Origin of the sequence: Chlamydia sp. 17-3921 (assembly GCF_902705545.1) — a bacterium.
Classification (GTDB): Bacteria; Chlamydiota; Chlamydiia; order Chlamydiales; family Chlamydiaceae; genus Chlamydia.
In genome coordinates this window covers 1-25,205 of record NZ_CACSHH010000006.1, presented here as the reverse complement: position 1 = coordinate 25,205, position 25,205 = coordinate 1, and the positions used below count along the sequence as shown (strand labels likewise).

The following is a 25,205-nucleotide window of genomic DNA, read 5'->3' as shown; positions in this document are numbered from 1 at the left end:
AAGAAATTTTTGCCCAAAGCCGGGATCGAACCGACGACCTACACGTTACGAATGTGTTGCTCTACCAACTGAGCTATTTAGGCATTTTGCAAGCCAAAAAATAAAAAAGCCAAGAAAACGAAAAAGTCATACGGCCGACTCCTCTCTTCTTGGCTTTCCCTCCGAATGCAACAGAGTTAGAAGTGTATCTCTTTATAACATCATTCGGCTTCCATTTCTAGTATTTTAAAATCACTTTCAGCCCGTAATTGTGGAGGGCGTTGACATTCTGGAGCATGCCGAGGGGCTACTTGCATAGAACCAACATCTGCTTCCCAATTGTATCTATAACCTTCTTTATTAGTAACTGCTGATCCTTCTTCAAAGCTACTGATAACCTTAGGCTTGATGAACATCATAATGTTACGTTTTTGCCTTTGATCTATAGTACGGCTAAATAAACCTCGAATTAAAGGTATCGAATTAAGCAGAGGGACTCCGGAAACAATTTTTGTAGTTTTATCCCGAATATGTCCACTCATTACTAAGAAACAGCCATCAGGGACTTGTACTCTCGTAGCTGCATATGTTTTATCCGTTACAGGAGTTAATGTACCTTGAGCGGAATGAAGTTCTGAAATCGTCTGTTCTATTTGTAAAGTGACTACGTTATTAGGAGCTACCGTAGAAGTAACTACAAGATTTACTCCGATATCTTCGTATTCGATATTTTGAGTTACAGATCCAGTTTCTTGAATAACAGTGCTAGTTGTTTGATACGGGATATTCTGTCCTACAAAGAAAGAAGCCTGTTGAGTGTCTTGCGTCATGATTCTGGGATTGAGAACTATGACAGTATCGCCATCCTGATCTAAAGCACTTAACAACCCTCCAAGGGTTAAAAAAGATTTTCCTTTATGGCTAAGTACATTACCAATGATCCCCAATCCAAAAGCTGAAGATGAAGACATCATATCAGAAAATCCCGTCAACTGACTTGGAGTTGGCAAAGGAATCGAGCCTGCAGTAGGTAAACTTGGGGGTATTGCAGCTCTTGAAGGAGCCGCTATTGCAGAGTTACTCAATAACCCTGAGGCGTAAGCAACTTTACTTTGTTCATCTCCTAAAGCAACCCATTGAACTCCAAAATCCCAAGATTTTTCTAAACTTGTATCTAAGATTAAAACTTCAATGTACACCTGTTTTGGAGGTAAATCTAAGCCGTTGAGTAAACTAACAACTCTATCTACATTTCCTTGATTTCCGACAACGACTATAGAGTTATTAACATCTAACCACTGTATACTGTTTAAAGTGTTAACAAAATCCTCATCCATTGCGGTTGTGATATATAAGTTATATCCAATATCTTGAATAGCTTGAGCAATTGCAGCACCATTTTGATATTTTAACTTATACATGAAAAATCGAAGACGCTTAGGACTTGCAGCACCAGAAGATCCCAAAGCTAAAGATGGACTGGAAACATCATCAAGCGTGTGCGCCATTTCAGGGACATCTAAGGATTTCAAAAGCTGAACAGCTTTTCCTGTAAGCCGAGGAGAAGATACGATAAAAATTTTATTTGTTCCTGGTTGAACAAATATTTGAAAAGTTTCTTCTTCTGCTAAAGTTCCCAAGACATCCTGGCAATAACTTACAAGTGCTGAAGGATTCGCATACTGAACTTCATATTCCGACATATCTATAGAAGTCCCAGGGCCATCCAAAGCACTCAATAGCTCTCCAACTTTCTCTACGTTTCCAGCAATATCTGAAACAATAACATGACGAGTCGAGTCTGATGCGCTTACAATAGCATCATGGGAAAGAAGAGGTTTAACAATAGCAACAGCAGAAGAAGGGCTAACGCTATATAAACGAAATACCCGAGTTACAACGACAGCTTCACAAGTATCCTTGGTTGTCCCATCAGTCACTACAGTAGAAAGTTTTGAAAGATGTGGGTTGCGATAGATAAGGACATTATTCCCTTGTTCGACAACTTTCAGATCGTGCATTTTCAAAACTTGAAGAAGAATAGTCGATAAATCTTCAACAGAAGTGGGATCATGAGAGACAATCGTTACATTAAACAACAAATCATTGCTATCAAAAACAAAATTAGTTCCTGAAATCTTACTAACAAATTGAAGTAACTCAAGGACAGAAATATCTTCAAAGTTTACGGTATAACCGTTATCCCTTAAATCTTCGCAAGTAAGTTCTCTTTTCTTTAAAGTCTCTATAACCTGAGCTTCTTTCTCATTACCTTCTTCTTTTTGATGAGTCGTCGCAGCTTTGTCTATAACATCGGAAATCTCTGTTTCTACATGGAATTGAGAGTCTTTGCTATGAATCTTTTGGCTTTCTCCCAATTGCTTTTTAACGCTTAAATTTACAGCTTTACGAGCATAATTTTGTTTTTCTTCCCAAACTTGTCTTTCTTTTTGGTCTTCTTCAGAAAGTTCAAGAACATTTTGAGTTTCTTCTCGAGGTAATAAACGCGTACTCCTTTTCATAGAAGACGAAGTTGATAAGTTTTCCTCCAAAGAAAATTTTCGTTCTCTCCCTTTAATATTATTAAAAGAAGGTCTAATAGAGTTAGTCGCTGGAGCATTAACAGCTTTTTTGGTGTTTTTCACCTGATACGCAGAAGCTGTCGGCTTGACAGCTACAGAATTCTTTTCTATTCGAGTATTAATAGATTTTTTAGAGGAAGCTTTTACTGTATTTTTAGGACATGCGGAAAGAAGCTTTTCATTATGAATCTCTCTCACTTTAGAAGGGGTTTCTTCTAAAGCTCCTGATAACGTCTGAGAATTCACACTAAGCAGGGTCAAGTCTAAAAAAAGTAAAGCACTGAAAACTCCGATCTTCCTTTTTTTTCTACTGACAATCTGAAAAATCTTTCTTCCAATGTTCGATATCACAATTTTCACCGGATTCTTTTTAAGCTAATGAGCGTTGAAGGAGAAGAGCTTTCGTTGACATTTCCTGAAGTCCCGTAGCGCACTTGCTCTATAGGGCAGAATATAGCGGTTTGTCTTCTATCTTTCAACTCTACGAATGATAATGCTTTTAAAGAAGAGCTAAATTCTTCTGCCTGTAAAGTACATATTACTGCTTCATCGCCTATTTCCCATGCAACCTTGCTTTCTTGAATTTGTAAAGAATTAATTTTCCCTAGCCCTGGAGAAAAAGTTTCAAAATCTTGAAAAGCCCTTCCTTGCTGTCTTAACCAGAAAATAGTTTTTCCACAAGAAATCCAAGAAAGTTCATTCGTTTCTTTAAGAATTGTTAGGTACATTAAAGAAATGCCGAGATCACCTACAGGAGTATTCATTTTATTTAATTGTTCATTTATCTCTCGAACTTTTTCTAGCGACGACAACTGAGGATTTTGCTGAGAGACTAAACTCTTTATAGCAGATAAAGCTAAAGTTGCGTTAATCGAAAGGCTATAAACTAGCCATATATTTAGAATATCTTTAGAAAAAAATGTATCGTAGTGAGCATAAGGATGTAAGGAATATCCTATCCGGTATAAAGTTCCAGACACAAACGAAGGGAAACTTAACTCTTTAGGAGCAAGCCAAACACTCTGTTCTTGTAACTGATCACAAGAAGTTATCAAGTGATCTTTTTTATGAAGATCTTTAGTCATATCTCCAGAAACATAATACTCTTGTAAGCATTGTAGAAACTCTTCAACAGAACGATATCGATCTTTTGAAGATGGTTGTAAAGCTTTGGCAAGAATTTTTCCAATTCTCTCTGGAATCAACGCTAGATGAATTTTCCCAAAAGACAGATTGCCTAAAATTAACTCGTAAGCTAGTACTCCCAAAGAGTAAATGTCAGAAGATGAAGAGAAAGGTTCTCCCTGACGCTGTTCAGGACTCATATAATAAGGAGTTCCTAATACTGCAGGATGAACTGATGCTGTCTCTGATTCCCAAGCGGACAAGCTGAAATCTATGAGTTTTATCTGTCCTTGCAAAGTCACTAAGATATTTTCAGGTTTAATATCTTTATGAAATATACCTTGGCTATGGAGATATTGTACCGCTTCGACAATTGCTAGAAGTATATTGATAGCTCTAGGCAAAGCTATAAACTGTGATAAAATACAATGTCTTAAGGAAAACCCTTCGACATATTCCATAACCATATACAGACTATTTTTCCATTTACCGTAGTTATAAAATTTAACGATATTTGAATGTGAGGCCTGACGAATAATTTGAGCTTCTTTTAAAAATCCTTGAACATGACGAGAGTCAAAAACAAAAGGTGGAGAAAGAACTTTTATCGCAACTGGTAAAGAATATTCAGGATGTTCTCCCTGATATACTAAACTCCCTACTTTCTGACTTAAGATTTTTTTAATAGGATAGCCTCCTATTGTCAAAATCTCTGAAGAGAAGTCGGTTCGACAATCCATAACCAAGATCTTATACCTCTAGGACACGAATTCCTAATACATCTCCTAAAGAAATAATTTCTCCTCGACCAACTTTTTCTCCATTAAGAATTATATTCACACCGCGAACAGGATGTACCCCTAAATTCAGAATACTTCCTGGAGCAAGTTTTAAAAATTCATCAATAGCTAATTGATATCTAGCAACTTCAACGACAAGCTTACAGTTTCCTGGAAAAGGCGCTGCTGAAACGTTTTGATCTTCGGAAAGCGGAGTTTCTTCAGGATTTAAGCTAGGATAACTTGTGATTTTAAAGTCACCAGATTTGGCATCTAAAAAACGTCCACCGAAAAACTGTTGTTTTTGAATAGAGAGCATAGCTCCACTTTCTTCTGTTTCTGGATCATACAAACAACTATCTAACGTAATAAATGATCCTATTACAACTTGCTCCCATTCTTCTTGATTGAGCTGACAATAACCAACCTCTACACAAAGAGAAAGTAGTCGAGTCAGATCTATATTCTTAATATCGAATTCTTGATTTAATCCGGAGAAAAATTCTTGACAACTTTGGAAAGTTGCTTCTGGAAGTAATAATCGAAAACGAAAAGAATTTCCATCAAGACGACAAGAGACCTCGACAACTTGCATTATCTCTGGCAGGTTTTTAGCAGAGAAAGCAGCATCTTCAGCAACTTTTATCGACAAAGATGGAACCCATTCTAATTCTTCAAAAAGCTTACAAATTTCTGCGACAAAATAGTAATGAAAACCTAGTAGTCTATCTTTTTCGTAGAAATAAGAAGCTAGGCTGGTGTCATTAAAAACTGCAACCATGAGCTTTTGAAGATCTTCTTCGGAAGTGAGAAAGAAGAATTCTCCTTGTTTCCAAGGTTGAGCCAACATAGGTTGCACTAATAAATGCACACCAAATTCAGAGGTTGCTTGAGCTGCAGTTAACGGACCGCGAAAGCCTACAGAAACCTCGACATCTTCTAATCGAAATTTTTCTTTTAACTTTTGTTGACATTCTTCTTTAGGAAATCGAGGAATAGAAACTCGTTCTTCCGGAGCCCCTAAAGAGCAGAGAAAATCATTACGATGTTTTATCCAGCTTGCACTAGGTTCCGCAGCCACTGCCATAAAAAATTACCTTTATAAACGTGCTTCCTCAACTTTATAAGGATGCTGTTCTTGATCCTGTTGTTTCTGATCTTTGCCTTCACGTTCTTGTTCTTTTTCTTCATTTTGACGTATTGTCGCGGCAATCATATGTAAAGGAGTTTGAATTTCTTCTAATTTAGGCAGTTGAACAACTTGAGATCCAACAACAAATTGAGATAATTTCAAGTTACGAGCTTGTAAAGCACCTACTAAAGATGTCAGCTGAACAGAATTATTAGAAACAAGTTCCACAGCATTTGAAGCCTGAGCGTTATCTACAAAATTAGAAAACTTAACAGAAAGTTCATCACCAGATTGCATTAACGTTAAATTGACTCCACAAAAAGCTTCTGGCACACTATTTGTAGAATCTAAAACGAGCTCTATGAATTGCTGACCATCTACTTCTGAGATCATCATCGATTCTACTGTAGACATAATAATATTTTCTACCCACTCTAGATCTACTGAAGCAACAGATACAGTTGAAGATGTTGCTTGGACTTCTTGTACAGTTGAAGCGCTGATGAGATCTACAAGAGCCAAACCTGCGGCAGCATTCTCACCCATAAGGAGCTGGGATTCTTCTTGATCTGTAGTTTCCTCTTCTTTGGAAGCAACAGAAGAGGTTTTTTCTTCTAGACGCCTACTATCCTCTGTACCACGGCTCTCTGATCGAGATTGAGTTTTTGTTGTTGTTTTTTCTTGAGACTGTTGTTTTCCTTCTAAAGAGAAAACCTTAACTTCGCGATTATCTTGAGGCCCTGGAACCACATTATCTTGTGATACACGACTTTCTGTTTTACAACTATATAAAGACTCTGATGTTTTATTTAATTCCATGAACTAACTCTCCCCCAATTCACGTTGTTTTTTTTGACGCAGCAGATGAAGCAATTGTCCCATCTCATCTTGCTCTTTTTCTTCTGTTCGAGCTTCTTCTTTAAGAGCTTCTTTCATCCACTCTTCTTTATGTAAACGCGTCTTTTCTTCTTCTTTTCTTCTTTTAGCTAAATTTACTTCTGCTTTTTCAAGTTCTTTAGCAGCTGCAAGGACAACGTCCTTTTGTTTATTAACTTTTTCTTCTTCTTCTGCAAGCTGTATAGCAACAACTTTTATATAAGATTTTATTTGTAAAATCGCATCACTTGTTGTTCCTTCATCCAACAATTCTCGTAGTTGTTGGATTTTTTGCATATAATGGTTTTTTACTTTATCTCGCTCCGCTTCTTTTTCCCGAAGCTTTTCTTGCTCGATTTCTAAAAGACGACGCTTTTCTTTAACTACTTTTTCAGCTCTATCTACACGATCTTTTTTAATAAGAAGGACAGGTTCTAGCGGATATTTTGCCACAGCATCCTACTCTTTATTAACGAAAAATCGCTCGTAGCTGTTGTGCAGCTTCCTCATAATTTGTTTTTTCCTGGATATCTTGCTTTAAAAATCTATTCAATTTATCGATATGATCGATGGCAAAATCTACCTCTCGATCTGATCCTCGTCGATACTCCCCAATACGGATGAGCATTTCATTAGCTTTATATTTTGCTAAAACCTCTCGGGCTTTTCCTATAATACGACGCTGTTCTTCAGGAACAATAGCAGTAAGAAGTCGGCTAATAGAGGCTAACACATCAATAGCAGGATAATGGTAGGCTTGAGCTAAAGCATTAGAAAGGACAATGTGTCCATCTAAGATAGATTTCACTTCATCTGCAACAGGCTCATTCATATCATCTCCTGCAACAAGAACGGTATAGAATGCTGTGATAGTCCCTTTATCCGAAGCTCCTGAACGCTCCAATAATCTTGGAAGAGTTGAGAAAACAGAAGGGGTGTATCCGGCTCTAGCGGGAGGTTCTCCAGCGGCTAATCCGACTTCCCGCAAAGCGCGGGCAAACCTTGTTACCGAATCCATCATCAAAACAACAGTTTTTCCTTGATTTCGAAAATATTCTGCAATAGCAGTCCCTACATAAGCAGCGTTTAATCGTAATTGTGATGATTGATCTGATGTAGAAACGACAACAACCGATCGTTTCATACCTTCTTCTCCTAGATCCCCCTCGATAAATTCACGAACTTCACGTCCCCGTTCACCAATTAATGCAATTACATTGACATCTGCCTCTTCAGCATTTCTTGCAATCATTCCTAAAAGAGAAGATTTTCCTACTCCAGCACCAGCGAAGATTCCAATTCTCTGACCTCGAGCAACAGTAAGCATTCCATCAATACAACGAACTCCTGTAGATAGAATAGTTCTTAATTTTTCTCGATGAAGGGGGTCTGGTGGAGGGCAGAAAATGGGATATGTTTCGTTAACATTAACTAAAGGACCTTTTGTTTCTACATCAATAGGTTCTCCTAAACCATTCAAAACTCGTCCTAACAATCCATCTCCAGCACGAATATGCAAGGGCAATCCTGTAGGAATCACCTCCGAAGAAGGACTTACACCGGCAAGCTCACCCAAGGGGGAAAGGAAAGCAAAATTTTGAGTGAAACCCACAACTTCAGTGACTAAGGGCTCCAAACCATGACGCTTTACTAAACAGACTTCTCCCACGCGAACACTTGGAACAACAGCCTTTATCAACATTCCAACGACTTCAACAATACGCCCGACAATAGTCGTAAGATTTACACCGCTTAATTGAGACATTAAACAGTTAAAATCTGTCGTTAACTGGTCCATGTTAACCTAACTGTGTTGTCATAATTGTTTTTATACTACTTACTGAAGTCCCAACAATACTAGCAAATAGTTCAGCTCTCTGAGTGGCTCGTTGTACAGCATATTGTACTTTCAAAAAATTTGCTAAATTTTCTCTTTCACCATTTCGATCAGAAAAATAAAGAAGAGCACGATTTAAAATTTCTTCTCCAGAAGAAACCCAATTAATAACTTTTCTTGTGACAGAGTCACTAGTGTCATTAGAGTCCTGCAACTGTTGTTGAGTATTTTCTGCTATAGCACTAAGATCCTCATTGATTAAATCAATGATGACTCCGACAGATTTAAAATGTTTCTCTTCTAACTTTTCAGGAGCCTCTTCTCTTTCTAAAGACGATCGAAAATCTCCAAGACGTTCTTTAAGATTATTAATTTGCTCTTTTAACTCTTCAGAATCCAAAGCGTCTTGTAATTCAGGATCTACTAACTCTGAATTTTTATCTTGCATCATTGTCATAAGATTAGGACGAAGATCCTGAGAAACAGTTTCATAAGAAGACCCAGATACATCACCTAGAGCAAATGGGGCTATATCTTTTCGTAACTCACTTGCTAAAGGAGTCCCTGAAGATTCTTTCAGAGATTGTGCTTCTGCGTCTCCATCAAGATTGGGAAGACACTTTATAGGATCTATCATAAAACAAAAACCGCCTTGTACAATTCATCAACAGATAAAAAGAATTAACCCAAAGGTCCCGCACTTTTTGCTACTAAAGTGTCATGCCAATCCAATACAGATTGAGCTAAATTTCTTGTTGATTCTATTTCACAATTTGCTAAAACTTGATCAGAAAGTTTTAAACAATTTTCCAAACTTTCTCTACGAACTTCGAAGGAGCTTCCTTGGTGCAAAACGATCATCATATGAGTTAGGGAAAGAAAAGCTTTTACACTCCAATTTTCTCCTTCTTTTTCTTCCAATGCACGCAGTTGAGATTCAGCACTAAAAAGATCCATTTTGTGCAAAGCAATCAAAGCTAAACCCAAATCATGGCCATAGTGATTAGGATTAAGAATATGCAAACTTTGAAAAAGTTTTTTTGCACTATCTTCATCCCCTTGTTTAATAGCCAAAAGGCCTGCTTCGAACAACAAAGCAAAATCTGTTTCAAATAATTCCAAGTCTGCCATAATCTTTTCCTTATATTATTAACTTCCTTTAACGGCTCTTGCCATTGTGATCATTTCTGTATTCACAGCAGTTAAGATATTGGAAACGGATTCCATGTACTGTGATAAAATTTGCATACGAAATTGCAAATTAAACATTGTTCCTAAATCAACAGTACCTTGCGTTGACGTTTCTAATTCCGTTAAATATTGTTGTACACCCTGAACGTATTTACATACGCCATTTAGCATTTCATTGAAATTAAATGCTGAACAACTGTTACCAGTAGTAGCCATATAGACTCTCCCCTTACTTTATTCTCTTACATCATTTTACGGTTAATCCGCCCTAAAACCTTTTGTAGGGCCAGATATCCTGCTAACAAGGCTTGTTGCTTTTCGAAAGATTCTTTATCAGAACCTTCTCGTAACGAGGAGTTTAATCTTTGGACTTTATCTTGCACACTCGCCTTTATTTCTTGAGCTTTGCTCAAATCTTGCATATCTTTTTCTAAATCGAACAGCACCTGAGAAGGTTTTTCTTCTTTTGCTGAAAAATTTTCCATATTAAACATAAAATACTTTCCCAAATATAAAAAATTAATAAGTCTTGATAATTAACTATTTATTGTAGTCTATTTTATATTTCAACCCTTCCCTTTCTAAAAAGATAGTATTTGGTTGAATGCTAGTTACCGTCATACCATCTATAAGGTCTCCACGAGTTAAAATTTTACCATTAACGACTACATTGATACTTACATCTCCATATTTAGAATATCCTGTAACACGATAACGATTAGGATGGCGAAGATTTAAATCTATTATGCCTTCTTCTGCTGGCAATAACACAGCAAAGTTTTTCACCAAACGAACACCAGGAATATTTGATAATTCTTCCACTACAGTACGAAATTTTTCTGCAGCATCATTATTAACATAGCCAGTAAGAATAACCTCACCGTTTACAAAAGCTACTTGGATATTTGCAAAACCATTTTGAAGTAACTGGCCTGCTATAGCTTTTAACATCTGTGTTTCTACAATTACCTTGTTTTCTAGAAGAGAAAGATAGTTAAAATGAAGATTTAAATAATCTATAAGACAACCAGCTTGTTCTGTCGTTTTAACGTAACCGGTAATCACAAACTTTCCAGGTTCTGGAGAACTCATATTGATCCCCTTAAACTCCGGACGTTTTGACAATAGTATATTCATTTCTTGCCAAACAGCCTCGTCATCAATAACATTATCATCTACAGCTTTAACAAAAGCTAAAGTATCTACTTTGTAAAGGAGCTCGCTTTTGTCTATGCTATTTTTCACATGTCCTATTAAAAAAAGCTGACCATTTCCATCATTAAATGTACAACGAACTGAAGGGAATTGATGTGTTATCCTTTCAAGGTCTTCTTGATAATTGATATTTTCCAAAGGAATAATTTCTTTAGTATGAAACAGTGATGCAGTTCCCACACCAAAAAGAATCGCTAAGCCACCTATAAATAACGTTAATATAAACGATCCTGTAGGAAGCGTTGCTCGTTTTTGTTTTTCTTCCTCTTCTTGAGCAGCTTGTTTTGCTATAGCTTCAGCATCCTGAGGGCGACCAAACAAACCATAATCTTCAGAAGCAAAAGCTGCGACAATTGTATCTGCCGGAGCCTGATGATCTATTAATAAAAATAAAGTTGTTCCCAAGGCAACAACTTGATTCGACGTTAACGTAGAAGAGTGCTCTATTTTCCTACTTTCAACAATAACCCCGTTTTTACTACCCAGATCTTCTATAAGAACAGCCTCATCTGATCCAACAGTAATTTTTGCATGCTTATGAGAAACACTTAAATCACTGAAGACTATATCGCAAACTGCGGGATCCGCCCCTAAAATATAAGACTTCCCAGATTCTAGATAATACTCTGCACCAATATTCGCTCCGGCAAGAACTTTAAGTAAAAATCTTGGAGGTTGAGAAAAATCTATGGAAACATTGTTGTGAGCGCCATCATTAACTTCTGCAAGAAAAATTCCCTGATCAAACCGAAACAAATCTTGAACATTAAAAGGAGCAAGAACATTTTTCTTTTCAGATTTATCGGAATCACTTATCTCTTCTTCTTTTTCACCATCTTGATCGTCACTGAGGTCTATCTTAGCATCAGATTCTGTGTCTTCTGATGTTTCTTTTTTAGAGTCCTCTTCCTCAGTTTCATCTATTTCATCTATAGAATCCTCCTCGCCAGATTGTTTTTTCTCAAGATTTTCTGAAGAAGCTATTTGATCTGTTGTATCAGCGACTTCATCTGTCTTCAAATTATCTGTTTTTGAAGAGGGAGGTGTCGTGGAAGCTGGCAGCGGCAATTTTGAATTAGACGAAGCTCCGTTATCTTCCATAATCTTTTTAGGTTCCTGGGTTTGTTCTTTTTCTTTTTGAGAAGTTTTTGTTTTCTTAAGATCTATTTTTTTTTTGTTAGCCTTTGTATCACTGGTTTGTGCTGATGAAAGAAAAGCTTCTGCAAGCTTTTGGTCTTTTGTAGTGGGCGTAACTTTTTCTTCCTTAGACGATGCTTTTTTCTTTGAAAGAGAAGCCTCTTTTACAGACTTTTGCTCTACAGTGGGCGACATCGTGTTTTGTTGTTCATTATTATCGGCAGAAATTCCCAAAGCATTAGAAGAATTTTGCTCAGGAAAAGCAAAATCATAAACAACATCTTCAGAATCAAATGCCTCTACAAAAAATGAATATTCATTACTTCCAAAAGCAAGAATATCTGCATTTTTTAAAGGCACTGTTTCTGTTATTTCTTGTCCATTCACTAGTATAGGAAAAGCATCGTCAATATTAGTAATAAAGTAGCTATTACCTGTTTTATCAATGACTGCTTGCAAGAGTGCAACTGTGGGATCCTCTATAGGAATATCGTTAGATTTTGGATCTTTACCTATGGACCAACTTGTCCCTTCATCCAAAACAAAAATCACACCAGACAGAGGGCCTTTGTCAATAATTAACCGTGCTGCCATGTTTATGTACCTTTACTATCTACTACTTTTGTTGTGGATTTAATCCCAAGTCTTCCAGCCAAGCTTCTGAAAAATTCATAAAGCTTTCTATGTGCTGCGCAAAGTCTTCGGGAGAAACATCTCCAGAAAATTTACGAATCATCATGACCTGTCCTTCTGGATCTAGTCCCAAAGCACTACCCCCGGTCTCTCTCCCAAAGAAATTTGCCACCATCATTTGTAAATAGACTTTTTTAACATCTACAGAAAGAGAAAGAACCCCTAATGAAGAACTTAAAACTATTTCACTGTCTGTATTCTGCTGAACACGAACTTTGATAACTTCACCCAAGGGTAAGACATAGGCTCCATCTGCATCAAACTCGAGGGTTGACGTTATACCCATATACGTGGCAAAGTTTTTTATCAATTTCTCCAGCATAGCCTGTCGTCTTTTTTTGTGCAGGAATCAGCAGGCTCTTTTATAGAGACCGCTTCTTTATTTCTTAAACCAAGTTAAGCCAATCCAAGCTTTAAAAATAAAAACGATTTCTTGTTTCTATAAACAACATTAAGAATTTTTTTTCATCCTTTTCACTATAAAGAACAGCTCTAAGAAAAAATAAACTGACTTTATGTGCAAACTAATGACTCTAGCTTTTCAAAGCTTTGCTCATATTTATTGGAGAAACTGCAGATCCCCCAATGAAAGCCTAGAGTATTTTCGATAGCCGTATATGTCAAGAGATGAATTAGAAGTTAAAGAATCAATGGCTTACAACAGAATTCTGATGAGAATGAAAAATCTTATTCTGAAATATATGAAAACTTTTTTTCTGATAAATTTCCCATTGTTTCTTTGCAGTTAAATCTAATGAAAATTTTTTTGCATCTATACAAAGCTTGTTCTTCTGTAATTTTTTTTGAATACCCTTACTGATAAAGTCCATATCGAAATATATGATTTCCTTAAGATTATCTTGCCACAAAAATGTGCGAGGTACATTGAAATCAAAGATCAAACGATTAGGAATTGAAGACAAACTTTCTAAAGAAAAGTTACAGAAATACTTTGGTAATTTTGCAGAACCAAAGAAAATTATTTCATAAGAATCTCGAAAAGAAAGATCCGAATGAGAGATTGTAGCATAAGGCGGCTTCACTATTTGACGAGAACAAAATGTGATTTGAAGAAAACCCATGTTGTACAAACTAGTAGCAATTTTCCGATTAATTTCAGAATACCCAACAAATAGTAATGTTGATTTTTTGGATTTGCCATACATACGTATAATTTCCAAAACAACAGATTCCATGGAAGCTTCTGACGAAGGAAAAGATACGCGAGAACGCAAAGTTTTTCCTTCTTTAAGCGCTTTTTGAAATAAAAAATGTAAATCAAAAGGAAGTTGACGCGAAGAAGCAGCTTTAAGATATGCTCGTTTTACCTGACCTTGAATTTCAGTTTCTCCTAAGATCAAACTATCGACACCACTTGTGACTCGAAAAAGGTGTTCAAAACATGCACATCCCTGATAACTATAAGGAGAAACTCCTAACACTGTATACTGAAAAAGAAAAGCAGATAATGATAATTCAGGATTTTCAGAGTAATAATAAATTTCTGCTCTATGACAAGTTAGCAAGAGTATAAATGCACTATTTGGACCGAAAACTCTTTGCAACAAACAAGGATCTGTTTCTAAAGCTTCTAATAATAAAATAACACGTTCTCGATCTTTTAATTCAGCCTCACGATAACTGACTCCAACAACCCCCAATACCATAAGCACTATTTAGATGTTTTTAAAAAACTAAGAGACAGAAAACTTACGAACAAAAACTCCACTGCTATATAGACGAATAGAACATTAGATGCTATTAAATTGCACTCATGCTTTCAAAAAGATCTTCTTCAGACAGGGAAAACTCTAGCCTTCAATACTTGAACCGGAAAAAGGAAATATAGTAGGATTCGCCTAAGACACTTCATTCTTAAGAACAAAACGTTAGAACATTTCGATCTTTTAAATACAAAATCTAACCATTTACATTACATTTCCAAAAAGACCAACATAGACAATCATGACAGCATACACAGAAGCTAGTATTATCTCTCTAGCCTCCTTAGATCACATTCGCTTACGAGCAGGGATGTATATTGGTAGATTAGGAGATGGGTCTCAACCAGAAGATGGTATTTACACACTGTTTAAGGAAGTTGTTGACAATGCTATTGATGAATTCATCATGGGTTATGGAAAATCTTTAGAAATTGTTTGTAATGAGCATAGTGTTACAATTCGAGACCAAGGGCGTGGAATCCCTCTAGGGAAGCTCATAGATTGTGTTTCTAAAATCAATACAGGAGCAAAATATACTCAGGATGTTTTCCATTATTCTGTAGGATTAAATGGAGTAGGTCTTAAAGCGGTTAATGCTCTAGCAGATAAATTTTTTATTCGTTCTGTCCGCAAGAAAAAATATCACTCCGTAAGGTTTCACAAAGGGATTCTTCAGGAATCCCAACAAGGGACTACAAAAGATCCTGATGGAACTGAGATATCTTTTACTCCAGATATAAGTATCTTTGAACATTTCCATTTTAATCACGATTTTTTAAGAAAAAAGGTTCGTCAGTATACTTACCTAAACCCAGGATTAGAAATTAGTTTCAATCATGAGTCTTTTTCTTCCAAAGAAGGACTTAAAGACCTTTTTAAAGAAGAGGTTCCTCAAGGAGCACTATATTCTCCTATTTTTTTTCAACGAGATAACCTTTCCTTTCTTTTCACACACTTAAATAATGGAGAACGTTATTTTTCTTTCGTCAACGGTCAAGAAACTCTAGATGGAGGGACTCATTTAAGTGCATTTAAAGAAGCTGTTGTGAAAGGTATTAATGAATTTTTCGGAAAAACCTTTACAACAAATGACATTCGAGAAGGACTTACTGGATGCATAGCTATAAAAATTGCCTCTCCTATTTTTGAATCTCAAACAAAAAACAAACTCAGTAATACCCAAATACGAACATCTTTGATCAAAGAAATCAAAGAAGGAATCGTATCATCCCTACGTCAGAATAAACTTACCGCAAAGTTATTGTTAGAAAAAATAAAAACTAATGAAAAAATACGAAAAAGCCTTCAATTCATCAAACAAGAGTTAAAAGAGAAACAAAAAAAGGTTCATTATAAAATCCCAAAGTTACGAGATTGCAAATTCCATTATAATGAGATGTCTCTTTACAGAGATGCAACATCTATATTTGTAACAGAAGGAGAATCCGCTTCAGCATCTATTCTAGCTTCTAGGGATCCTCATACCCAAGCTGTGTTTTCCCTCCGAGGAAAACCTATGAACGTCTTCTCTTTGGAAGAAGCAAAAATGTATAAAAATGACGAGCTATTCTATCTTGCAACAGCTTTAGGTTTTACTAAAAATGGCCCTCAACAATTGCGTTATAATAAAATTATTCTAGCAACAGATGCCGACGTAGACGGAATGCATATCCGCAATCTTTTAATCACCTTTTTCTTAAAAACCTTCCTTCATCTTATAGAAGATCAACATCTTTTTATTCTAGAAACACCCTTATTTAAAGTGCGTAATAAAGAAAAAACTCTTTACTGTTACTCAGAACAAGAAAAAGCAAACGCTATACAATGCCTTGAAAAAAAAGAATCTCTAGAAATCACAAGATTCAAAGGTCTTGGAGAAATCTCTCCTAAAGAATTTAAAGCTTTCATAGGATCTGACATACGCCTAGCTCCCGTCACCATAACAGAACCAGAAGGACTCTCTTCCATGCTACAATTTTACATGGGAAAAAATACAAAAGAGAGAAAACAGTTCATTTTAGATAACCTCATCACAGATTTATAAACATGTGCGACATCTCTCAACTTTTTAAAATTCATTTTATGCATTACGCTTCATACGTAATTTTAGAAAGAGCTATTCCTCACGTACTCGATGGACTAAAGCCTGTACAACGCCGATTATTGTGGACTCTATTTCGCATGGATGATGGCAAAATGCATAAAGTTGCTAATATTGCAGGGAGAACAATGGCTCTTCATCCTCATGGAGATGCCCCCATTATAGAAGCTCTTGTTGTTCTTGCAAATAAGGGCTATCTCATCGAGACTCAAGGAAATTTCGGGAACCCTCTAACAGGAGATCCCCATGCAGCAGCTCGTTATATAGAGGCTCGTCTTAGCCCTATTGCAAAAGAAACCCTTTTCAATACAGATTTAATGACTGTCCACGACTCTTATGATGGCAGAGAAAAAGAGCCGGATATTCTTCCATCAAAACTTCCCCTATTATTACTACATGGTGTCGATGGCATTGCTGTTGGAATGACGACAAAAATCTTTCCTCATAACTTTGTAGAATTACTTCAAGCCCAAATTAAAATATTAAAAAATTGTCCTTTTACCCTTTTTCCAGATTTCCTTTCTGGAGGATCTATGGATCCAACAAATTATCAAGATGGCCTAGGTTCTGTGCTTCTTCGTGCAACGATTAATATTATCGATGATAAAACTTTGTTGATTCAGGAAATCTGTCCTTCAACAACAACAGAATCTCTCATTCACTCTATAGAAAATGCAGCAAAACGAGGCGTTTTTAAAATAGATAACATTCAGGACTTCTCTACAGATCTTCCCCACATAGAAATTAAATTACCAAAAGGCGTACATGCAAAAGATATTCTTCCTTTACTATTTGAACACACAGAATGTCAGGTAGAGCTTTTTTCTAGACCAACAGCAATTTACAATAATAAGCCTATAGAGTGCACTATTTCGACAATATTGAAATTACACACAGAAGCTTTACAAGGATATCTGCAAAAAGAACTACAACTTTTATCAGATCAACTAGAACAAGAACATTTTCATAAAACTCTAGAATATTTTTTTATTAAACATAAACTTTATGACCTTGTAAGAAAAAAACTATCTCAAGAAAATAAAATCTCTCAAGAAAATATTCATAAAACAATTCTCTCAGTTTTATCTCCTTGGATCTCTGATTTACCAACACCAACAAAAGCGGATATCGCACAATTAGGCTCTCTAACTATTCGTAAGATTCTTTGCTTTCGCGAAGAGGTTTATGCTAAAGAACTTAAGGCTTTAGAAAAAAAACAAATAGCCGTAAGAAAAGACTTAGGAAGAATAAAAGAGTACACCATTAAATATCTCAAAGACCTCTTGAGTCGCTATGGAGCTCTAGGAAAACGAAAAACACAAATAACAAAATTAAAAAACAAAAGAAAACAGCTTTAATAATTTAAAGATTATTACAAACATCACGACATCTAACGAAGATAGAAAAATATTTCTTTTCTAAGTAAAATAAATTTATATCGAATCAAGAGAGATCAAAGTAATGGAACCACATTTCATCAATGCAAAACAAAAAGAAACTATGGCAGCACATAAAGCTCAGCAAAAAATGCCTGATGATCTTGTACCAACACACATGACCTTCGAAGGACCTGTGAAAACTCTTGATCAATTGCGTCAAGCCCTTATTCAAAAAATGGGAGCAGAAAAAGGCCAAGAAATGTACGACAATTTTCTTAACTCTATTTTAATTTCTTGCTTTGGGACTGTTCATAAAGATATGGATCGGGCTCAAAAAGCATCTAAAAAAATGCGAGCTGTTTATAAAGAATAATTATGCAAATTACTTATTTTCTAGCCTCTTCTCTACAGTCAACCATACTTAAACATTTTCTTTGTTCTCCCAAACGGTGGGCATCATTTATCAACAATGATCTATATCTTTTTCTTCTTCTCTACAATCAAACAATCTATTTAGTAAAAGAGCTACCCACATTCCCCCTACCTATTGAGCAATGGCAACAAACAACAAGAAATATGAAAAGCCTTCTTGTACAAACTTTTTTATATCCTCAAAATCCTCCTATTCTTCTTTTAGCTTGTTCTCAATTTCAAATACTATCTTTAGAAGAACTTTTTAAGAAAGAAACCATAAAAAACTAATATATTTTATTTTCTAGAAAAATCTACTCTTATAAAATGTTTCTAAAACCTAAACTTTCACAATACTAAAATATACTAAGAAAAAAGCATTACATACGTAATGAAATCTGAATCAATATATTCTTTCACTGTTGAAGAAACTTCTTCAATGCGTCTAGATAAGTACTTAGCAACCATTCATCCAGAATATTCCAGAGCCTTTTATCAAAAACATATTTTAGATAAAAAGGTACTAATTAATGGTAACATTCATACAAAAGTATCTTCTCGCTTACTTGAAGGCGATATTGTTACTATACATATCCAGCAACAAGAAGATTTGTTGAATCTAACTCCTGAAGCGATTCCTTTACAAAAGATTTATGAAGATGCCATGATCCTAGTGATAAATAAGCCTCAAGGTATCGTTGTTCATCCCGCACCAGGACATTACAGTGGAACAATTGTTCATGCTCTTTTGTATGAAATTGGAGAACGAATAAAAGAAGAATTTCCAGAAGAACCTTGGAGACCAGGAATCATTCATCGTTTAGACAAAGATACATCAGGACTCCTCATTACTGCAAAAACTCGCCAAGCAAAAAAGATTTATGGTGAACTTTTCTCTAAAAAACTCTTAAAGAAAACATACCTAGCCATTTGTGTTGGGAAGCCTCCAAACACGACCATTTCTACTAACTTAGCCCGCCATCAATATCATCGCAAAGAGATCTCAGTAACAACGGAAGGGAAAGAAGCCATCACACACTGCCAAGTCCTCGCTTATAATGGAAAACTAAGCCTTACTCTTCTATCTCCAGAAACAGGAAGGACTCATCAACTCCGAGTGCACATGAAGCATTTATGCACTCCTATCCTTGGAGATCCCGTTTACGGTTCCTCTACATCAAACCGAGGTTATGGCCTTGACAAACAACAGCTGCACGCCTATAGCTTGGATTTTATCCACCCAGAAACACGTAAACCACTTAAACTAACTGTCGCTCCACCCAATGATATGAAGACCTTGATATTGAAAGAGTTCCAAGACAGTACTATTATAAATAAAAAATTCTTAGATTTACTTTTAAAATAACATGCGAAACGGTTTCTTTATTTTTAAAAACACATTAAAATTAATTTATTGAGTTCGATTTTTTAACCGTTCTCCTAAAGACAACGCGAATTTAGTTATAGGATTGCCTTATGAAAGAATTTTTAGCCTACATAATCAAAAATCTTGTCGATCGTCCAGATGAAGTTCACATTAAAGAAGTCCAAGGCACGCATACAATTATCTACGAGCTCAACGTTGCTAAACCTGACATTGGAAAAATCATTGGGAAAGAGGGACGAACTATCAAAGCTATCCGAACTTTATTAGTTTCTGTTGCGAGTAGAAACAATGTTAAGGTTAGCTTAGAAATTATGGAAGAAAAGTAACTTTTCTCTCTCCTATCATTATTAAAGATATAGGGAAAATTTCGGACCGAGCAGGATTCGAACCTGCGGCCATTCGCTTAGAAGGCGAATGCTCTATCCACTGAGCTATCGGTCCAGATCTAAGGAAACTTATAACCTAAAGCATGTTCTTATATGAGACAGGGAAAAACTTTACCGCCAAGTATAAACCTGTCTACAAAAAAGTCAATTATGATGAATCTCATAATTCATAATGTTCCTCAAGGAGCTTTTTTCTTTCTCTATCCTTTCTCCTCTCGTTAAAAAATTAGACTTGTTTCTAAAAAACACCTATAGTACCCCTCTAGATGTAGCAAATGGAGAAAACCATGCTCGAAGAGAAAATGATCCTAATAGCTGGTCCTTGTGTTATTGAGAGCGAAGAAGCAGTTCTAGAAACAGCTTCTCGAATTCACGATCTTTTGATACCCTACGCAGACCGTATTCGTTGGATTTTTAAAAGCAGCTACGACAAAGCTAACCGCTCTTCCTTATCTTCATATCGTGGTCCTGGCATTCGAGAAGGATTGAAAATTCTTGCAAAAGTTAAGGATTCTTTCCGAGTAGAAATACTCACAGATGTCCACTCTTCTCAAGAAGCACGACAAGCCGCAGAAATTTGTGATATCATACAAATTCCTGCTTTTCTCTGTAGACAAACAGATCTTCTTCTGGCAGCAGGACGAACTGGAGCAATTGTAAATTTAAAAAAAGGGCAATTCCTTTCTCCTTGGGACATGCATGGCCCTATAGATAAAATTCTTTCTACAGGGAATGATAAAATTATGCTAACAGAAAGAGGGTGCTCCTTTGGTTATAATAATCTTATCGTAGATATGCGTTCCTTAGCTGTTTTAAGGAAAACTGGATTTCCTGTTATCTTTGATGGGACTCATGCAGTACAACTTCCTGGAGCTCTTACGACGCAAAGTGGAGGACAAACAGAGTTCATACCAACACTTACTAGAGCCGCCTTAGCAACAGGTATACACGGCTTGTTCATAGAAACACATCCTCAACCTGCTATAGCGAAAAGTGATGCTGCTTCCATGTTAGATCTTGAAACTTTTGCAGCCTTATTACCTATCTGGGATCAATTATTTACTTGTGTGAAATCTTTGGATCTTATCTCTGTATGACAAAATTTTTATTTCATGGCTTTCTTTGCTCTTTAGGAATTCTTATTATAATTTGTTGCACTGTCTTCGCTATTATCAAAGTCGATCGTATTTGTAATATTTCCTGTATAAACAAACACTTTGAAGAAGCTCCTCCATTCTTAAAAATAAAGAAATTAGGAGTTTATAAACAAATTTGTTCTGAAGAGCGGCAATTTTTCAGCTGCAGAGTAGATAAATCCTGTATGGAGCTTTATTTAACCCCTTCCAATTATTCCTGTAGAGAACTTTTATCTAAAATTTCTGGAGACATTTATACTCAAGATTTAAATAAGATCATGAAATTTCAAGGTAGTTCTGGCCTTTTGAATTATCGAGATGGACTATTAAATGTATATGATTGTCGGTTTCGTATAGACCCAATAGACAAATCTACGAATTTAGAAGATAGTGCTTCTGGAGGAATGAAAACCCTTTCCTTATCTTTGTTAAGAAAGTAAACACCTATGCCCATACTATCTGTATGCAATCTTGTTAAAAAATATAATAAAAAACCTGTAACAAATGACATCTCTTTTCAGGTGAATCCAGGAGAAGTCGTCGGACTTTTAGGGCCTAATGGAGCTGGAAAAACGACAGCTTTTTATCTTACTGTTGGATTAATACGACCTGATTCAGGAAAAATTCTTTTTAAAAACGTTGATGTCACAAGAAGAACTATGGATTATCGAGCAAGATTAGGAATAGGCTACCTCGCTCAAGAACCAACGATTTTTAAAGATCTTACCATTAAGGAAAACCTAGTTTGCATTCTTGAAATTATCTATAAAGCTAGAAAACAACAATCTCATCTTTTGAACACTCTTGTTGATGATTTACAATTATCCTCATGTCTTCATAAAAAAGCAGGCACTTTATCTGGAGGAGAACGTCGCCGATTAGAAATTGCCTGTGTTTTAGCCTTAAATCCAAGTGTTCTTCTTCTTGACGAACCTTTTGCGAATGTGGATCCTTTAGTTATTCAAAATGTTAAATATCTCATAAAAATTCTAGCTAGTCGAGGCATAGGAATTCTTATCACAGACCACAATGCTAAAGAATTACTTTCAATAGCAGACAGGTGTTATTTAATAATTGACGGAAAAATCTTTTTCGAAGGATCTTCATCTCAAATGATTACCAATCCCATGGTAAAACAACATTACCTAGGAGATTCTTTTTCTTATTAAGCTTCGATTCAAGATTTAGAAGTCTCTTAATCTATAAAATCTTCATCAGAAAGAACTTCTTGTGCTATTGCCTTTATTGTAGAAACCCCTTCTGGAAAGCCTAAAGTACATAGAAGTTCATTAACATATTCTAATTCTGTACGTAGTTGATCGTTAATAAACTCTAAACGGGCCAGTTGCTGTTGTATTTGAGGCGAAGGATGCATAGAAATTCTCCAAGAAACTTTTCTTAAAGAAAAGAAGCAAAAATTATGCCAATTTTTTCGATTTTCAAAAATTTTTATTGTCTGAAAACTCAAAAAAAAAAGAAACTAACCTACAAGACTTCGTGCTAAACTCAGATACATTTGATTAAGGACTTGCAAAGACGTCGCAACAACAGTCCACTCCTGTTGCATAGAAGTTAGATGCATCTGCAACTCTAGTTGGAAATTTTGACCCAAATCTGCGAATCCTTGCTGATCAGCCTGCACTGTTGCTTGTAATACGAACATTCCTCCATTAATAGCATTTCCGACTAAACCGGAAACCAAAGCATCTTCTAATGTTTCTAGTCGCGATTGCCATTGATCTTGTCCATTCTTAACAACAAAAGTTCCAGCAATAGTTCCGGATTCTATTTCTAGAGGCGCTAAATAGTTTTGTAAAAGCACCAAAGAACCTGATATTGTATTTAAATTGTCTTGATACAATTGTAAGGAATCTAAAATTTTAGAACGTTGCTCATTGGTAATTTTATTATCAGCAAGAGTTTTAGCTCTCTGTTCTTGAAGTACTTTAATAGCTTTTCTTGTCGCAGTTAAATATAAAGCTGCTTGTTCTCTTTCTCTATCTAATTTCGCTTGAGCACTATCCTTAGATCCAGGAAAAGTATCTTTACCTCCGGCACCAACTGCTGGTTGTTGTCCTACGTAACTTGCAAAATTAAAATAGGTAGCTCCATTAACATACTGGGCTATAGCCTCAATCATAGCATTGCCAATTGTAGAACCAAAATTACTGTAATAGAGTTCTCCATAAATACTATTCAAAAATTCGACTTCTTTTGGCATATAGCGATCTATAAGTACTGAAGCAACAGCTGAAGGAAGGGGCATAGCACGCACTTCACTAGCTTGAGCAACAAGCTGTTGAGCATAAACATCCTTTTTCAATGAGTTAAACTGTCGTTGCTCATTTTGTAATTCTTCAACTTTAGAAAGAAGTTTTTCAGACTCTACAGCTGCTAAAGCTTTATATGCAAAATAAGCTCGAGCAGAAGTTTCTGCATTATTTTGCGCTGCTTTAGTGATATTTGGCAAAAATCCAACGTTTCCATAATTTAACAAAATTTGATTAAGTTCTACTCCCTTTGGAATTTGCTTATAAATAGTGTATGTATCCGTAGATCCTGAGACTTTAAATTGACCGTTTGCTGTAACAATGTTTTCCATTGTTTTTTTCATATTTGCAGCTAAGCCAAATGCCGAACCATCTAATTCCGCTGCTGATGCTTTAATTGCTTCTCCGACCTCTGCCATACTTGCTGAAGCATTCATTGCTATAACTGTAGACGCTATGAAATAAGCCCAAACAGCACCTAAATATTCCTCAGTTTTAAAGCTTTTTAAAGAATTAACCGCATCATTTACCAATGCTTGTTGCTGAGGAGTTAATTCATTAAAACGAGCATTAATAGCTCGAACTGTTTGCAAAACTCCAGAAATAGAAGCACTACTAACATCTACAGAGGCAGTACTTAAGTCAATGGGAGCAAAAGCACCCATTAGTGACGCCATAAGATCTGTTATAAGAGAAAATACACTTCCCTGGTGTTGGTTCACATAAACGCTTGCAGCAACTACAGAATCAAAAGAGGTAAGAGCATTTACTTGATCCTTATATAAGTCAGTTATGTCTTCACAGAAAAAGGTCTTATTATTCCTTGATAGTTCTGATTCATTGATTAAAGCAGCTAAACTTTCTCCAGTAGCTTTTATTAATTGAAGATCTGTATCTGAAAAACTTGCCATATGATCTGATAAAGTAAGCAAATTGCGTTCTATATCGAGAAATATTTTAAATTGTTCTGTAGTAAGCCTAGTTTTTATTTCTGCTAAAATATCTCGAAGACCTTCTATACGAATATCTGCAAAAGTCTGTACTAAAGAATCTTCATTACCATATTTTTCAGATAAATCATTAGTAAACTGAGCTTTTACACCTCCAGGGAAGGTATCAGCTCTTTGTATAGCGGTAAAAATCTTTTCAGGAAGATTATAAAGAGATTGAAAATCCTCTTCAGTAAAATGTACTCCTAAACCAACTAAGCGTTGCACTTCTGTATTTATAGTATTAAAGGTTTCTTTGTTATTTGGAGAAGCAGAGTTCACTTGAGCCATGATCTGTATCATAACTAAGTTTATGTTAGCTACAAGGTTCTTTGCCCAGTTCTGTTTTGCTCCGTTGTAGTACGTAACTTCTGAAGCAGAATCAGTAGACGTTCCTGCTGTTGAAGTTGTCGCTGTTGCAGAAATTGCTGAATGGGAGGAAGATAAAGGTTTTTCGCGTTGTGGGATAGCTCGAGTAAACTTCGTTACAGTTCGTAGCTCAGTTTCATATTTATGTAATTTTTCTTGAAGACGGCGATACTGCTCTTCAGATTTTTGCTCTAACAGTTGCAATAATCGATAAACAACAAAACGTTCTATTGTAGTTTTTTCATATTGAAATATTTGCTCTAACAATTGTCGAGGTTGTTGTACAGGAACTAATGTAGGAAGATTAATAGGAAGTTTTCTATAGAGCGTTGAAATAGAAGTGCTATTTATCATGATAATGCTTGAATACTTATTGACAATATTATTTTTTATTAACATTAACATGTTTTTTTTATTTTTTAATCAAAAATAAAATCGTATTTTCTTAAAAAACAAACTGACAATATTCTAAGAAAAAATAAAAAATTTATAGAAGAAAGTTTTATC

24 protein-coding genes and 2 tRNA genes are annotated in these 25,205 nt (G+C 35.7%); 9 read left to right on the top strand and 17 right to left on the bottom strand.

What is annotated here, in order from left to right; all coding sequences use genetic code 11:
* Positions 1–10: 10 nt before the first annotated feature.
* The 14 genes from JMS40_RS01565 to hemA form a co-directional block, all read right to left on the bottom strand.
* A tRNA-Thr gene (locus JMS40_RS01565) sits at positions 11–83 on the bottom strand.
* Positions 84–200: 117 nt separating this feature from the next.
* Positions 201–2,921, bottom strand: coding sequence for a secretin N-terminal domain-containing protein (locus JMS40_RS01560; protein ID WP_201456532.1), 2,721 nt, complete (start codon positions 2,919–2,921; stop codon positions 201–203).
* Entirely contained in the window at positions 2,918–4,426 is a 1,509-nt protein-coding gene (locus tag JMS40_RS01555; protein ID WP_201456531.1) for a serine/threonine-protein kinase, read from the bottom strand. Before JMS40_RS01555 ends, JMS40_RS01560 begins: the two co-directional genes overlap by 4 nt.
* Before the next feature lie 10 nt (positions 4,427–4,436).
* Positions 4,437–5,552 (bottom strand): type III secretion system cytoplasmic ring protein SctQ, encoded by a 1,116-nt coding sequence (gene sctQ / locus JMS40_RS01550; protein ID WP_201456530.1) that lies wholly within the window; start codon positions 5,550–5,552, stop codon positions 4,437–4,439.
* 12 nt (positions 5,553–5,564) lie between these two features.
* Positions 5,565–6,416 (bottom strand): DUF5421 family protein, encoded by an 852-nt coding sequence (locus tag JMS40_RS01545; protein WP_201456529.1) that lies wholly within the window; start codon positions 6,414–6,416, stop codon positions 5,565–5,567.
* 3 nt (positions 6,417–6,419) lie between these two features.
* Complete coding sequence (locus JMS40_RS01540; RefSeq protein ID WP_201456528.1) at positions 6,420–6,926, bottom strand: type III secretion T3S chaperone; 507 nt, start codon at positions 6,924–6,926, stop codon at positions 6,420–6,422.
* Between the two features lie 16 nt (positions 6,927–6,942).
* A complete protein-coding gene (sctN, locus tag JMS40_RS01535) occupies positions 6,943–8,271 on the bottom strand; it encodes a type III secretion system ATPase SctN (protein ID WP_201456527.1) in 1,329 nt (442 codons plus the stop codon).
* Position 8,272: 1 nt separating this feature from the next.
* The gene (locus tag JMS40_RS01530) at positions 8,273–8,947 is read right to left on the bottom strand and encodes a hypothetical protein (RefSeq protein WP_201456526.1); all 675 of its coding nucleotides are present in this window, start codon (positions 8,945–8,947) and stop codon (positions 8,273–8,275) included.
* Positions 8,948–8,991: 44 nt separating this feature from the next.
* Positions 8,992–9,441, bottom strand: coding sequence for a hypothetical protein (locus JMS40_RS01525; RefSeq protein WP_201456525.1), 450 nt, complete (start codon positions 9,439–9,441; stop codon positions 8,992–8,994).
* An 18-nt stretch (positions 9,442–9,459) separates the two neighbouring features.
* Positions 9,460–9,717, bottom strand: coding sequence for a type III secretion system protein CdsF (cdsF, locus tag JMS40_RS01520; RefSeq protein WP_201456524.1), 258 nt, complete (start codon positions 9,715–9,717; stop codon positions 9,460–9,462).
* A gap of 26 nt (positions 9,718–9,743) precedes the next feature.
* Positions 9,744–9,995, bottom strand: a complete 252-nt coding sequence (locus JMS40_RS01515; protein WP_201456523.1) for a DUF5398 family protein — start codon at positions 9,993–9,995, stop codon at positions 9,744–9,746.
* Between the two features lie 46 nt (positions 9,996–10,041).
* Positions 10,042–12,447 carry a type III secretion system inner membrane ring subunit SctD gene (gene sctD / locus JMS40_RS01510; protein ID WP_201456522.1) on the bottom strand — a complete coding sequence of 802 codons (2,406 nt, stop codon included), beginning with the start codon at positions 12,445–12,447 and terminating at the stop codon, positions 10,042–10,044.
* Between the two features lie 22 nt (positions 12,448–12,469).
* Entirely contained in the window at positions 12,470–12,868 is a 399-nt protein-coding gene (locus JMS40_RS01505; RefSeq protein WP_201456521.1) for a type III secretion system chaperone, read from the bottom strand.
* A gap of 325 nt (positions 12,869–13,193) precedes the next feature.
* Positions 13,194–14,213, bottom strand: a complete 1,020-nt coding sequence (gene hemA, locus JMS40_RS01500; protein WP_201456520.1) for a glutamyl-tRNA reductase — start codon at positions 14,211–14,213, stop codon at positions 13,194–13,196.
* 298 nt (positions 14,214–14,511) lie between these two features.
* Here hemA and JMS40_RS01495 point away from each other — a divergent pair, with 298 nt between their 5' ends.
* The 6 genes from JMS40_RS01495 (at position 14,512) to JMS40_RS01470 (ending at position 19,874) form a co-directional block, all read left to right on the top strand.
* Positions 14,512–16,314 carry a toprim domain-containing protein gene (locus JMS40_RS01495; protein WP_201456519.1) on the top strand — a complete coding sequence of 601 codons (1,803 nt, stop codon included), beginning with the start codon at positions 14,512–14,514 and terminating at the stop codon, positions 16,312–16,314.
* A 2-nt stretch (positions 16,315–16,316) separates the two neighbouring features.
* Entirely contained in the window at positions 16,317–17,729 is a 1,413-nt protein-coding gene (locus JMS40_RS01490; RefSeq protein WP_201456518.1) for a DNA gyrase subunit A, read from the top strand.
* A 142-nt stretch (positions 17,730–17,871) separates the two neighbouring features.
* The gene (locus JMS40_RS01485; protein WP_236558930.1) at positions 17,872–18,123 is read left to right on the top strand and encodes a hypothetical protein; all 252 of its coding nucleotides are present in this window, start codon (positions 17,872–17,874) and stop codon (positions 18,121–18,123) included.
* A 2-nt stretch (positions 18,124–18,125) separates the two neighbouring features.
* The gene (locus tag JMS40_RS01480; protein ID WP_201456516.1) at positions 18,126–18,452 is read left to right on the top strand and encodes a hypothetical protein; all 327 of its coding nucleotides are present in this window, start codon (positions 18,126–18,128) and stop codon (positions 18,450–18,452) included.
* A 100-nt stretch (positions 18,453–18,552) separates the two neighbouring features.
* The gene (locus tag JMS40_RS01475; protein ID WP_201456515.1) at positions 18,553–19,527 is read left to right on the top strand and encodes an RluA family pseudouridine synthase; all 975 of its coding nucleotides are present in this window, start codon (positions 18,553–18,555) and stop codon (positions 19,525–19,527) included.
* A gap of 110 nt (positions 19,528–19,637) precedes the next feature.
* Positions 19,638–19,874, top strand: coding sequence for a KH domain-containing protein (locus JMS40_RS01470; protein ID WP_201456514.1), 237 nt, complete (start codon positions 19,638–19,640; stop codon positions 19,872–19,874).
* 42 nt (positions 19,875–19,916) lie between these two features.
* On the opposite strand, the gene JMS40_RS01465 is transcribed toward JMS40_RS01470, so the two are convergent.
* Positions 19,917–19,989 (bottom strand) — tRNA-Arg (locus JMS40_RS01465).
* A 232-nt stretch (positions 19,990–20,221) separates the two neighbouring features.
* Between JMS40_RS01465 and kdsA the strand changes: the two genes are divergently transcribed.
* From kdsA to lptB, 3 genes are read left to right on the top strand one after another with little or no spacing between them, the layout of a single operon-like run.
* Positions 20,222–21,031, top strand: coding sequence for a 3-deoxy-8-phosphooctulonate synthase (gene kdsA, locus JMS40_RS01460; protein WP_201456513.1), 810 nt, complete (start codon positions 20,222–20,224; stop codon positions 21,029–21,031).
* Positions 21,028–21,510 carry a DUF1137 domain-containing protein gene (locus tag JMS40_RS01455; protein WP_201456512.1) on the top strand — a complete coding sequence of 161 codons (483 nt, stop codon included), beginning with the start codon at positions 21,028–21,030 and terminating at the stop codon, positions 21,508–21,510. Before kdsA ends, JMS40_RS01455 begins: the two co-directional genes overlap by 4 nt.
* Positions 21,511–21,516: 6 nt before the next feature.
* Complete coding sequence (gene lptB, locus JMS40_RS01450; RefSeq protein ID WP_201456511.1) at positions 21,517–22,239, top strand: LPS export ABC transporter ATP-binding protein; 723 nt, start codon at positions 21,517–21,519, stop codon at positions 22,237–22,239.
* A gap of 26 nt (positions 22,240–22,265) precedes the next feature.
* Here the strand turns inward: lptB and JMS40_RS01445 are convergent, their stop codons facing one another.
* Positions 22,266–22,445 (bottom strand): hypothetical protein, encoded by a 180-nt coding sequence (locus tag JMS40_RS01445; RefSeq protein WP_201456510.1) that lies wholly within the window; start codon positions 22,443–22,445, stop codon positions 22,266–22,268.
* 105 nt (positions 22,446–22,550) lie between these two features.
* Positions 22,551–25,052, bottom strand: coding sequence for a CT620/CT621 family type III secretion system effector (locus JMS40_RS01440; protein ID WP_201456509.1), 2,502 nt, complete (start codon positions 25,050–25,052; stop codon positions 22,551–22,553).
* Positions 25,053–25,205: the final 153 nt, after the last annotated feature.